Source organism: Bacillus sp. JUb11 (assembly GCF_024807925.1).
In the GTDB taxonomy this organism is placed as follows: Bacteria; Bacillota; Bacilli; order Bacillales; family Bacillaceae; genus Bacillus; species Bacillus altitudinis.
Map to the genome: position 1 here is coordinate 182,392 of NZ_JANUEZ010000004.1, position 14,106 is coordinate 196,497.

4 protein-coding genes and 1 riboswitch are annotated in these 14,106 nt (G+C 44.6%); all 4 genes read right to left on the reverse strand.

Annotation, left to right across the window (positions count from 1 at the left end):
* Positions 1-18 precede the first annotated feature (18 nt).
* Complete coding sequence (locus M2369_RS09195) at positions 19-10,734, reverse strand: non-ribosomal peptide synthetase (protein WP_259254042.1); 10,716 nt, start codon at positions 10,732-10,734, stop codon at positions 19-21.
* Positions 10,735-10,880: 146 nt separating this feature from the next.
* Positions 10,881-10,974: riboswitch (cyclic di-GMP riboswitch) on the reverse strand.
* Between the two features lie 368 nt (positions 10,975-11,342).
* A complete protein-coding gene (locus M2369_RS09200) occupies positions 11,343-12,146 on the reverse strand; it encodes an ABC transporter permease (protein WP_008347828.1) in 804 nt (267 codons plus the stop codon).
* Positions 12,139-13,008, reverse strand: coding sequence for an ABC transporter permease (locus M2369_RS09205; protein WP_008347830.1), 870 nt, complete (start codon positions 13,006-13,008; stop codon positions 12,139-12,141). Before M2369_RS09205 ends, M2369_RS09200 begins: the two co-directional genes overlap by 8 nt.
* Positions 13,008-14,099 (reverse strand): ABC transporter ATP-binding protein, encoded by a 1,092-nt coding sequence (locus M2369_RS09210; protein ID WP_144668201.1) that lies wholly within the window; start codon positions 14,097-14,099, stop codon positions 13,008-13,010. The genes M2369_RS09205 and M2369_RS09210 overlap by 1 nt, the downstream gene beginning before the upstream one ends.
* Positions 14,100-14,106: the final 7 nt, after the last annotated feature.

Consider the following 14,106-nt stretch of genomic DNA (forward strand, 5'->3'; position numbering starts at 1 on the left):
GTCCACCTCTTCGTTTGCTTAAAATATATCCATTAGCTTTTCAAGTTCATCCATGGTCAGGTCATCGTCTCCTACATCACTAGGCGTAATTTGCGCTTCATCTTGTGATACACAATGTGAGATGAGTGCCTTCACGTTCTTTTCTAAAAGGTCCTTGAACTGTTCCATCGTCTGCTCTTCAAATTCAAGCTGGTGATAGGACATCGTCATCTGGAACATGCCCTGTTCTACGAAACCAACAATATCTAATGCATGAGGTTTCTCTGATTCTGGACTTAATGATTGACCTGCCTGCCAAGTGGATCGACTTAGTTCACCTCCGCCAATCTGTTCATCAAACTGACCAAGATAGTTAAAGCTGATATCTGGCGTGACATCAAATGCGAGACCGTCCTTCATTTTGTCAGGCGTTAAGTATTTTAAAACGCCATAGCCGATTCCCTTGTTCGGAATGTGTCTGAGCTCTTCTTTCAAAAGCTTGATTTGATACGAAAGATCCTCCGCATGCGACAAATCAAGCAGCACAGGATACATGCTCGTAAACCAGCCGATGGTCCGCGACACATTGACCGCCGGAAGGATGTCCTCCCTTCCATGTCCTTCAAGGTGAATAAAGTGTCTGTCTTCTCCTGTCCACTCTTTCAGGGTCAATCCTAAAGCGGTTAGCAAAATGTCGTTGATTTCCGTGTGGTACGCCTCATGTACTTCTGTCAGTAGGCTGCGTGTTTCTTCCTCAGACAGCGTAAAGCGAATGGTTTTTGTATGCAGCATTCTTTGATCCTCTGTGACATGATCCTTTTGCAGAGGTGCAGTTAAATGCCCAAGTACCTTTTTCCAATAGTCCCTTTCTGCCAGCAGCTCATCTGACACTGCGTATTCCGTCAACTTCTGGGCATACGCTTGGAATGAATGTGTTTTTTCAGGAAGTGTCAGCTCCTCCCCGCGCTTCGCCTGCTCATAAAGAGCCATGAAGTCTTCAAGGAAAATACGCCATGACACACCATCAATGACAAGGTGATGTACAACGAGCAATAAGTGATCTCCATGATCCGTACGGAAAATCGCAGGTTTGACTAATGGTCCCTCTGTTAAAGAAATACTCGCCTGCACTTCATTTGCTAGCTTTTCTACCTGCTGGATTTGCTGTGATCGTTCTCCTTGTACTTCTATCACGTCCACCGCTACATCATTTTCATCTACTCCACGATGACGCTGGATGATGCGTCCTTCTTCTATCGGATAAACCAATCGCAAAGCATCATGATGGGTCATCATCTGCTCGAGCACTTGTTTGACAAGTGCTTCATCCAAACCATTTGCGGCATGGAGCATAACGGACTGATTCCAATGATGTTGGCTGCTGAAGTTCCGTTCAAAGAACCAGCGCTGTATCGGTGTTAAAATGACTTCCCCTTCCACAGGTGATTGATCAGCTGTGAGAAGGTCCGCTTCTTCGATATATGGGCGAAGCTCCGCAATCGTTGGATATTGGAAAAGCAGTTTCATATCGAGCTTCCAGCCTTCTTGCGTGAGTCTGCTTGCCATTTGGATGCCTTTAATCGAATCTCCGCCAAGGAAGAAGAAATGGTCGTGAATACCAACTTGGCTGACGCCAAGCACATCTTCCCAAATGCCGCAAAACAGTGCTTCCACTTCATCTCTTGGGGCTTCGTATGCTGTTTGATTCGCTTCCATATCAGGTGCTGGCAGTGCTTTGAGATCCACTTTGCCATTTGCCGTCATCGGCAGTTGGTCTAGCTTGATGATCCATGATGGCACCATATATTCAGGCAAGGTGCGCTTTAAGCTATCTTTCAAAATGGCCACTTCTTCATCTGTGATGACGTAAGCGACAAGAGCGTCTTGATCACTTGCGTCTTTGACCGTTGTCACGACGGCTTCTTGGACTGAATCCAGCGCAAGGAGCTGCGCTTCAATTTCTGATAGCTCAATCCGGAATCCGCGGATGTTCACTTGATCGTCTTTTCTACCGAGGTAGATCAGCTCGCCATCCTCTGTCCATTTCACCAAGTCGCCTGTACGGTACATGCGCTCTCCTGGATGAAACGGATCTGGGACAAACCGTTTGTGCGTTTCCTCTGGGAGATTCCAGTAGCCTCTTGCCAGTCCTTTCCCCGCAATCACGAGCTCACCCGGTACGCCTTGCGGTGAGAGGTCATATAACGAACCCATAATGTAAAAACGAGTATTGGCAATCGCTGTTCCGATAGGAAGCGTGCCTTGATCTGGATCAATGATCCCGCTTGTCGCCACGACCGTATTTTCTGTTGGGCCGTAGTTATTCACGAGTTTGTATGGAACGGGCTTCACTTGTTTCAGCTTGTCCCCGCCTGTCAGTAAGTAACGGAGAGAATGATTGTCCATCGACATAAACTGCTCACATAGCTGTGTTGGCAGAAACGCAATGGTAATGCCTTCGTCATTGAAATACGTATTGAGCTTGATCATATCGAGGCGAATCGCTTCGTCGATGATATGGAGCTCTGCGCCGGCGATCCATGTCGGGAACATCTCCCAAATGGAGGCATCAAAGCCAAAGCCGGCATATTTGGCGGTTCGGTCTTGTTTCGTCACCTGAAAAGCATCATTGTGCCAAAAAGCAAGATTGACAAGAGACTGATGCTCGACCATGACACCCTTCGGCTGTCCAGTCGTTCCAGATGTGTAAATCATATAAGCGAGATCCGTTGGTTTGATAGGAACCTGAATCTCGTGTGCTTCTCCTTCTACTGCCTCTTCTATGAAGAGGGTATGACCTGTGAATGAAGGTGGTGCAGTGATCCCTTTCTGAATCAGAAGGACCTCTGCCCCGCCATCTTCCAGCATGTAGGCAATGCGCTGCGCTGGATAATCGGCATCAATCGGCACAAATGCCGCACCTGCCTTGAGAACTCCGAGAACAGCGGCTGTCATCTCGAGCGATGGACGTGTGAGAATGCCGATGCGGTCTCCCAGTTTTGTGCCGCTGGAAATGAGTCTTGCGGCGACTGTATTCGCCCGGTTGTTCAGTTCTTCATACGTCCAGCTTGTGCCGCAGAAGGATGCGGCTTTATGATCAGGTACTTCCTGTGACTTCGCCTCAATCAATGCATGAACCGTTTGATCTGTCGGGACATCTAGATAAGGGCCGGACCAATCATCAAGCAGTTTTTGCTGCTGCGCTGGTGATAATAATTGCATCTGATCTAATAATTGGTCTGGTGCTGACACCATTTGTTCGATCAAGTAAAGGAAATACTCCTTCCACTTCTCAATCGACGACCGTTCAAAGATAGAAGAATTATAATCAAACACAAGCTCGATTTGATCGTCAGATTCGTTTCCAGTTAAGGTTAAGTCAAATTTTGCTATGTTCTCATTGAACGGCTGTGGAATAATATCAAGTCCATCCATCGACAGGTTACGAATATCTGCATTTTCCATCGAGAACACCACATCAAAGATTGGATGACGGCTTGTGTCGCGAACCGTTTGTACTTGGTCCACCAATTCTTCAAATGGGTAAAGTTGATGTTCATTTGCCGCTAACACAAGCTCATGAACTGTTGACGCAAATTGAGAAAATGTCTGATGTCCTTCTGGTTTTGTTCTGAGTGCCAGCGTATTCACAAACATGCCGATGACTGATTGAATATCAGGATGAGTTCTGCCCACCACTGGAGAACCGATCATGATGTCTTCTTGTCTCGAAAGCTTGCTTAAAAGCGTACTGTAGCAAGCAAGCAGCACTGTATAAGTTGTACTGTTGAGTGTTCTAACCAACTCATCCAATTGCGCTTTAAGCGCACCGTCTATAGAGAATTCGACGCGGCCCCCTTCAAACGTCTGAACCTTTGGTCTCGGGAGATCCTCAGGCAGCGCCAAAACAGGCAGTTCTCCTTGTAATTGTTCCAACCAAAACGCCGCTTCAGCCTCTTTTTTCACAAGAGATTCTTCACTCTTTGACCAAACCGCATAGTCCTTATATTGAATAGGCAATTCATCAAGTTCGTCTCCTCGATACAAGATCGATAGCTCATCAATTAAAATACCGACAGACGCACCATCTGAAATGATGTGGTGCATATCAATCAACAAATAATGAACACTCTCCGATTCAGACACAAGCCCCACTCTAAGCAGCGGCGCTTTTCCTACATCAAATGGACGGATAAAATCATTCATTAATTGCTGAATGTCTCGGCCTTCCCCTTCGATGTTTTCAATGTTCACAGAAACATTCGTTTCAATTCGCTGAACAGGTTCACCCTGAACGAAGTCAAAGCTCGTACGGAATGCTTCATGACGATGAACAAGCTGGTCAATGGCTTTTTTAAATCGTTTTTCATCAAATACACCTTCAAGCTTTAAAGCAGCTGGCATATGATAGCTCTGCTCGGCATCTGTCATTTTTTGCAGAACAAACAATCTTTTCTGAGCAGATGTCACAGGATAAAAAGCCGCTTCTTCCGCTTTTTCCACTCGTCTGATTTCAGTTCGATCTGTTTGATCCACCGCAAGGGCAAACGTCTCTAAAGTGGGTGATTCAAATAATGTTTTCAAAGTACATTCCACATGCATCTCTTCATAGAGCCTGTTCAGCATTTTCATGCCGCGCAGTGAATGACCACCGCATTCAAAGAAATGATCATGTCTGCCGATTTTCGGCACTTCAAGAACTTCCTCCCAAATGTGTGCCAATATACGCTCTGTATCTGATTGAGGAGGGACGTATTCATTTGCCGCCTGCTCACTTACATCAGGTACCGGTAATGCCCGTCTGTCTACCTTGCCATTCCCCGTTAGTGGCAGCTCGTCTAATTGCATGAAGAAAGCTGGCATCATATAAACAGGGAGTTCTCGTCCTGCTTGCTCACGTAAATCCGACAGCGGAACAGCACCTTCTGCTGTGAAATATGCACACAATGTATCATTTGATATCGCAATGACAACGGCTTCCTTCACCTGCGGATGCTGCAATAGCTGGTGTTCAATTTCGCCAAGCTCGATACGCTGACCTCGAATCTTGACTTGATGATCGATTCGCCCAATGAATTCAATATCTCCATTTGACAGCCATCGTGCGAGATCGCCCGTTTTGTACATGACTTCACCAGATCGGAAAGGATTTTCAACAAACTTTTCGCTCGTTAACTCTGGTTGGTGATAATACCCCATGACCAGTCCATCACCTGCAACACAAAGCTCTCCAGCAACTCCCGGCGGCTGCACTTGTCCAAACTCATCGACAATATAAACAGCCGTTTGACTCACCGGCTTTCCGATCGGAATCGACAGTGCTTGTTCTTCAATGTGATTCACCGGATAATACGTTGTGAAAATCGTGCTTTCAGAAGGTCCATACATATGAATAAGTTTGTCTTCTCCAACCGTTTCAAGCGCTGCCACAACATGCGGCACAGAAGCACGTTCCCCGCCAAACAGCACTTTTCTGACGTTTTTCAGGCTGCCTTTTTTCATATCAATCAGTAAGTGAAATAGAGCGGTCGTGATCATTAAAATACTGACTTTTTCCTTCTCAATCGCGCCAGATAGCTCATTCATATTTAAGATGTTATCCTTTGGCAAAACAATGAGTTTCGCTCCGTTCAATAAAGCACCAAACACATCAAACATAAATGCATCAAATACATAGTTTGAAAGGCTCATCACCGTGTCTTCACGATGAATGGTGAGATAATTCGACTGCTTCACTGTTCTCAAAATGTTCCGATGCGTCACCATGTTCCCTTTAGGTTTGCCTGTCGTACCAGATGTGTAGGTCAAATTTGCCAAGTCCAAAGGCGAAACACATACAACTGGATTGCTCTCTGACTGCTGATCAACGGCTTGATCTTCTGTTTCTATGATTTTCCCTTCAAACGCAGTAAGCACAGAACGATGACGCAGCACCTGATGGGTCAGGACAAACTGTGCACCACTATCTGTCAAAAAGTGCTTGATGCGCTCATCAGGGAAGTCAGGATCAATTGGCACATAGACACCGCCAGCCTTTAGCACAGCTAAAACCGACAGCGCCATCTCATTGGAGCGTTCAAAGAATAAAGCCGCTTTCATCCCTTTTTCAAAACCATGTTCGTGTAAATAATGAGCCAGCTGGTTCACTCTGCGATTCAGCTCTTGATAAGAAAGAACCTCATCTTTACATTGCAAAGCAGGCTGATGACCATGCTGCTGTACTTGTGATTCAAATTGCGTCACAATGGTTTCTTCCGCAGGATAAGGCGTAGGTAACGGGTTCCACATCTTCAATTGAGCCGCTGCCTCTTGTTCAGACAGTAAGCGGTATGATTGAATCGCTTGCTCCGGCACTTCAACCATCTGCTCCAGAAGATAAACATAATGCTTGAGCATCTGCTCGGCAGTACTTCGTTTAAATAACGCCGTACTGTAATCGAGAACAAAGGAAAGACCATGATTTGACTCCGTCGCTTGAAGTGTGAGATCAAACTTCGCAATATGGAAATTGGTTTCCTCGACTTCGACTTTCATCTCTCCAATATGCTGGGCTGTTGAATGATCTGGCGTTAGAGTAAAGACCGTATCAAATAATGGATGGCGGCTAAAATCTCTTTGCACATTTAGCTTTTCAAGCAACCGCTCGAATGGATATTGCTGATGCTCAAACGCCCTCATCGTCTTTTCCTTTACTTGCTCAATCAACTGTGTCATTGAACCGTTAGGATCTACCTCTGAACGTAAAGCAAGTGTTTGGACAAACATGCCGATCATGTCATTCAAATCTGCATGCACCCTGCCTGCTGTTGGCGTCCCCACCACAAACTCCTTTTGACCTGTGTATTTCGCAAGCAATGTATAGTAAGCAGAAAGCAACACGGTATACAGCGTCGTATGATGATTCGCTGCAAGCTCCTGCAAACGGCCTGTTAACGTCTCATCGATGTTTCTGAGAACGCGGTCTCCAGCGAAAGACTGGACAGCGGGACGCTGATAATCCGTTAGCAGCTGCAAAGCAGGTATATCTCCTGAAAATTCTTTCAGCCAGAATGCTTCATCTATTTGACCGCCTTGCTCTGCCTGTTGTTCTTGCCAAACAGCATAATCATGATATTGAAGCTTCAATGGCGCTTTCACTAATCCCTCATATGCGTCAGACAACTCACGCAGCATCAAATCAATTGAAAGACCATCTGAAATCAGATGATGCATATCGAAATAGAGAAGATGCTCCTGATCATGTAAAGACTGTAGCCCAACACGCAAAAGCGGAGCCTGCTCAAGATAAAAAGGTCGGACAAATTGACGCATGTTCTCTTCCATCGTGCTGCCTGTCACCTGTTCTATTTGAAATGGAACGGATGAAGCTACCCGCTGACGAGGGACTCCTTTGACTGTATGAAAAGAAGTGCGTAGCATATCATGACGTGCGATCAGTTTTTCAAAAGCTCCCTCCAATTTCTCTCGTTGCAGCGTTCCTCTTAATTTCACAACGGCAGGCATATGATAGGCGATGCTCTGCTCCAACTGAGTCACCATATAAACACGCTGCTGCGCTGGTGACAATGGATAATCGGCGGCAGTCGGTGCTTTCGGTATAACCACTTGTGAAGACTTTTCCGCTTGTTCAATATAAACAGCAAGTGCTGCAATTGTTTGCTGTTCAAATAAAACCGATAAAGGGACCTCCACTTGAAAAGCCCGCTGAACGAGTGTAAGAACTTTCATCGCTTTGAGTGAATGTCCGCCTATGTCAAAGAATGAGTCGTACACACCTATGTTCTCTTGATGAAGGACGTCTTCCCACAAACGAACAAGCTGCGTTTCTACATCGTTTCTAGGCGCTACATAAACAGCACTGACAGCCTTGTCTCCTTTTAATGCAGCAAGCGCACGCCGGTCAACTTTCCCGCTAACTGTCAGTGGAAATGCCTCAAGCTGCTTGAAATAAAGCGGCATCATATAAGCTGGCAGCTGATGTTTGATAGCGGCTTGCAGGGTGTCCACGGAAAGAAATTCTTGTCGTGCTTGATAGTAAGCACTTAAAGCCTTTCCACCGTCCGGTTCATCCACGACAAGCACGACAGCCTGATCGACTCCGTCTACCTGCTCCATGACTGCCTCAATTTCACCCGTTTCGATGCGGTAACCTCTTATTTTTACTTGGTCATCTATTCTTCCAAGGTAATCAATAGTGCCGTCTGGAAGCCATCTCACTACATCACCTGTGCGATACATCCGGTCTTCAGAGAAAAATGGATCTGGTCTGAATGCCTTCTCCGTCAATTCAGGCTGATTCACATAGCCCCGTCCAACTCCTATTCCCGCAATGCATAGTTCTCCCACAGCTCCTTGCACCTGTAGTTGTTCATGTTCATTTAAAATATAAATCCGATGATGGCCCAGTGGCTTTCCAATTGACACATAGCGCTGTTCTGGTGACTTCTGCAGCTCACTGAGATCTAGACGGTGAACCGTCGCATCCACACACGTTTCTGTCGGACCATACACATTCCACAAGGCAAAATCGGGCTGGCTGACACGCACAGCTTCAATCAGCGCCTGCGCTGCTTTCGCAGGGAGTGCTTCTCCCCCAATCAGCATGTGAGTCAGTGCAAGCCCATCCAAATCCACTGCAAGTAAAAGCTGCACATGTGCTGGCGTTCCATCTGTTGCTTCAATTTGATGTTCTTTGTAATAAGCCGCTAGCTGTACACCGTTTCGTGTCATTTCTCTTGGCACAATATGAAGCGTATGTCCAAATAAAAGAGCAGCAAAGATTTGTTTAACAGATGCATCGAAATGGAATGGTGCAAGAAGCGCCACTTGAAGCTGATTTGCCCCCTCATACACTTCGTGATGCAGGGCATGAACCAAATGATGCAGCTGAAGATGCTCGATCATCACTCCCTTCGGCTTTCCAGTCGTACCCGATGTATAAATGAGATAAGCCAAATCCTGTGATGTCGTCTGATCGATCAGCTCAGGCAGCGGACGATCTTCTAATTCCATATGCTGCTGGACAATCATTTTTTCCGCAATGGATGAATATCGCTGAACAAACGATTCTTCTGTTAAAACGATAGAAGCACCAGAATCTTCTACAATAAATTGAATGCGTTCCTCAGGTAATGCCGGATCGATCGGTACATATGCACCGCCAGCTTTTAATATCCCAAAAATGGCAACCATCGCATCTGCCGTCCGTTCCATTAAAACGGCAACTGGTACATCACGCGAGACACCTTTCATCTGTAAAAACCGTGCCAGTTTGTCCGCTTTTTGATACAGCTCTCCATAAGTGAACGTTCCATTTCCCGCTACCACAGCTGCCCGTTCTGAATACTTTTTAGCTGCCTCATCAAATAAGTGGTGAACTAGTTTCGCTCCTGGTAAATCAAATGCTTCTCCCTTAGATAATTGAAGCAGCTGCTTTTGTTCATCTGCTGGCAGTAAAGAGAGAGCCCCAATCAGCTGATCTGGCTGAGAGACTGCCGCCTCCAGCAAAATCATCAATCGATCAAACAGCTTACTCATATCGTCTTCACTAAATAGATCTGTACGGTAATCCAAATCAATGGTCAATGTATCTGTATCCCAGCGGTCTTTCACATGAATCGATATATCATTCATTCCGCTTCCACTAAAAATCGGCTCCGTAATGAACGAAAGATTCTCTTTTTTCTGCCACTGCATGACCTGATACTCTAAAGAAATATCAAACAGGCGTCCTGTAAATCCATCTCTTTCCCTTAAATCATTCATGAGCACATTGTAAGGATATTTTTGATGACGCAAGATCTTCATCTGATCCGCCATGACCTTCTTCACGAAATCAAGAAACGTGAGGGATCCTTGCACAGATGCGCGCATCGGAATAGTCGACACAAACATCCCAATCATCTTTTTTTCCTTTGCATTTGTCCGATTGCCCATAAAGGTTCCAAGGACCACATCCTCCATGCCGCTAAATCGGTGCAAGTAAATATAGACAGCGGACATAAACATAGAAAGCATACTGACTTTCTCTTCTTCACAAAAAACGCGAAGCTTCTCCTTTAAAGCATCTGGAATATCCCCTGAAAATCTCTCCGCATGTAAACTCATCTCGTAACCTTTATGCGGTGTTAAAGAAGCGAAATCTGGAATATTGGCAAATTGCTCGTTCCAAAAAGCTTGGTCTTTCTGAAAACGTTTAGAAGATTCATACGTTTGCTCACTCATGATGTGATCAACGAAGGAAATGTCTTCAATTGGGGAGATGTCTGTCCCCTGCAGCATGTCATGGTATAGATCAATGATTCGGTTTCCCATCAAGATAATTGAAATACCATCAGCCACAATATGATGCGCTTTACAGAACAGCCAGCACTCTTGATCACTGATTTGAAAGACCGTAAATTCGATTAAGGAACGGTCAATCAGTTCCATCGGCTCACGAATCTCCTCGTTCGCCCACGCCCTGACTTCCTTTTCACTCCATCCTTTCACCAAACGAATCGGCTGTTTTTCATATGGCTTGATATATTGAACGGGCTCCTCCTGCTCATGTTGATACACCAGCCTTAAACGAAGAGAATCAGTTTCACGAATGTACGCTTGAAGCACATCAACGATCAAAGAAGGATTTAGACCTGATACCGATCTTAACTTGGCAAACCCACCCAAATTAGAAATACTTGTGCCTGGATAAAATCTTTCCGTGTAGAATACTCGCTTTTGCGCATGTGTTAAGGGGTAATAAACTGTACTCATTCTTATCCTCCGCTCTTCTATGTTTTCTCCACCAAATGTGATACCCTGCACCCTCTATATCAAAAGAACCAAGTCTATTTCATTAAAATAGACGAATAACAGAAAAGGAGCCCACCCCGAATAAAACGGAGGGACTCCCATTTTGATTCGGTAACCTGCCGACCATAGTAAAAAAAGAAACTTTTACCTTAGGACATGGCTTTGCGTCTCTATGTTTCCATAGATTTGCCTTTTTCTTCTTTTCTTTTAGATATTTTCTATTTACGTCCACTTTATATGAAATTATTGTTTTTTTCACCGAAAAATGGGTGTAAAGATTCATGCGTTATGCCGAAGGGATCACATCATAATTTACGATATTTACCGAAAATAACTAATAATAGTTGCGTTCCACCGAAAATAAATGACCAATTACCGCAAAAATTTCATGTTTTTCCTTAAATTTTGCAAATATGACCGAAAATGTAGGAGAGAGGTCTCCTATCACGCCTCGCATTTTCTTAAATCTTAAGAACTATATTCCCTAAAACTTTGAATATTTTTACCATAAAAAACAATACAAAAAGAGCTGTCATTTCAAATGACAGCTCCTTGTTTCTTCATTATATTTACATCACCTTAGACAGACCAATCGTTTTCTCAATAATGAGCAACGCAATGATAGAAATGATAATAAATATGACAGATATCGCATTGACACTCGGATCAAAAGTTTGCTCAATGTAATTAAACGTCCTCACGGGAATCGTAATGGTTTGAGGTGAAGAAACGAACAAACTAATCGAAATTTCACCAAATGATGTCACAGCAGAAAACACCCCACCTGCGATAATGCCCGGCTTGATCAAGGGCAGTGTCACACGAAAGAAAGTACGTATGGGCCCTGCACCAAGATTCATGGAAGCTAGCTCAAGACGCGGATCAAGATTTGAAACACTGACACCCACGGTTCGTACCACATAAGGAAAACCAATGATGACATGCCCAATGACTAATGCCCACAAAGACCCTGTAAAACCCATAGCCGTAAACAAATACAGCATCGCAATCCCTAATACCACCTGAGGAATCATAAGAGGTGACAAAATAAAGGCTTGAACAGCTTCCTTTCCCTTAAAGGAAAGCCTTGCTAAAGCATAAGAAGCCATCGTTCCTAAAAGAACAGTAAGCGGCGTCACAATCAATAACAGAATCACGCTGATACGCAAAGATTCCATCCATTCTGGATTCGACACGACCTCATGAAACCAACGAACGGAAAATGAAGTCGGCGGGAATTCAGGAAAGGCATTCGGGCTAAAAGCAGAAAGAACAATGACAAGAACAGGTACGGTTAAAAAGAGATAAACGAGTGAGCCTGCGGTCCATATCAGAACCGAAAGCAAACGGTCACTTATTGATTTTTTACGCATGCATCCTCGCCTCCCATCGCTTCAATAGATAGCTTAATAGACTGACGACCGCTAGCACACAAATCAATAAAGTAAAGGACATCGCAGCGGCAAGAGGCAAATTATACACCTGCATGACCTGCTGATAAATGGACAGTGGCAAGAGCGGCTGCATCCGTCCGCCGACTAGCAGAGGAGTAATATAACTTCCTGCTGCAAGTGAGAAGACAATAATTGCTCCGGTGATCATGCCTGGAATCGTAAGCGGCAAGGTCACATGAAAAAATGTCCGTATACGCCCAGCCCCAAGACTCATAGAAGCCGGTCTTAAGTGACGGTCCATATCAGTTAAGCTCGTTGCAATAGGCAGCACTGCAAAAGGCAGCATCACTTGAACATAAGCAATAATGACCGCATTCATATTCCACAGCATCGATAGCGGTTTCTCAATCAGATGTAAATCGATCAGCATACCATTGATCAAGCCATTTTGCGAAAGAAGAACGATCCATGCAAATGTCCGAATGACGACACTCGTCAAAAGCGGCGATACAAGTAAGATATAGAAAAAAGCCCGCAATCTTGGATGAGGTGCTTTCACTAGCACATAAGCTGCAGGATATGCCATCAATAAACAAATCACCGTTGTCTGTAAGGCCACCCACACAGTACTTCCAATTGCTTTCACATATGCATCTGTCGTAAATACATGTAAATATTGAGACAAACTATAGGATTGTAACGTATTCATCATCGAATCCACATCACGAAAACTGAGGACAAACATCATCACAAGCGGAGCAAGAAGGAATACAACTAGAAACAAACAAGCTGGCAGCAGCATAAACCAATGAAAGCGCTGATTCTTTTTTTTGATTCGCATCACGCATGCACCTTCGAATCTAAGAAAACAATATCTTCAGGCTGCCAATGAATATGCACAGTTTCTCCAACTCGAGGCAGCTCGGGAAATGCTGCGTCTGATGCATGGACAATGATTTCACCTTGATCAAGCCCAACGACCAAACGTAAAGAGTGCCCAATATAACTGACATCTGCCAACATTCCTGTGACATGATTTGGCTGAACTTCCTCCCCGCCAGAAGATAACTTGATTCTCTCGGGACGCAGCATGAGTAAATGCTTCTCGCTCTTCTCTTTAAATGCGGCAGCTTTTAGCTGAACTTGCTTCCCGTTTGATTGAGTGAAATGTGGAACAGTGTATGTGGAAGTAACTTCATCATACTCCACTTCAAATAGATTGACCTGTCCGATAAATTCAGCAACAAAACGATTATTTGGCTGACGATATACTTCTAAAGGTGTCCCAATCTGCTGAATTTTCCCCTCACCTAATATCCCAATTCGGTCGGAAAGGCTTAAGGCTTCCTCCTGATCATGCGTCACAAGAATAGTCGTAATTCCGACATTCCGTTGAATATTTCGCAGCTCCGTCTGCATATTTTTTCTTAGCTTTGCATCTAGATTACTGAGTGGTTCATCAAGAAGGAGAACAGCCGGCTGGATAGCAAGTGCCCGTGCAATTGCGACCCGTTGCTGCTGACCACCACTTAATTGGTGCGGCATACGTTTGGCAAATGACTCTAATTGCACAAGAGACAAGCTCTCCATCACCTTTTGCTTGATTTCCGCCTTCTTTTTCTTTTGAACCTTCAACCCATATGCAACATTATCAAATACGGTGAGATGTGGGAAAAGTGCATAACTTTGAAAGACCATCCCCGTTTTCCTTTGATAAGGAGGTAAAGTCGTCACATCCTGATCACCAATATAGACGACTCCTTTTGTTGGTTCTAAAAAACCACCAATGATATTGAGTAAAGTTGATTTTCCGCAGCCACTAGGGCCAAGAAGGGAGAAAAATTCCCCCTCTTTTACCGTAAGACTGACATCATCAAGAGCAATCTGCTCGCCAAAATGCTGGCTGATATGTTCCAAATTGATTCCACTCATGCGATCA

What these genes read in the sequence shown, in the direction of transcription:
- M2369_RS09195 (WP_259254042.1), bottom strand. Translation starts at nt 10,734, where the DNA reads ATGAGTACAGTTTATTACCCCTTAACACATGCGCAAAAGCGAGTATTC.
- M2369_RS09200 (WP_008347828.1), bottom strand. Translation starts at nt 12,146, where the DNA reads ATGCGTAAAAAATCAATAAGTGACCGTTTGCTTTCGGTTCTGATATGG.
- M2369_RS09205 (WP_008347830.1), bottom strand. Translation starts at nt 13,008, where the DNA reads ATGCGAATCAAAAAAAAGAATCAGCGCTTTCATTGGTTTATGCTGCTG.
- M2369_RS09210 (WP_144668201.1), bottom strand. Translation starts at nt 14,099, where the DNA reads ATGAGTGGAATCAATTTGGAACATATCAGCCAGCATTTTGGCGAGCAG.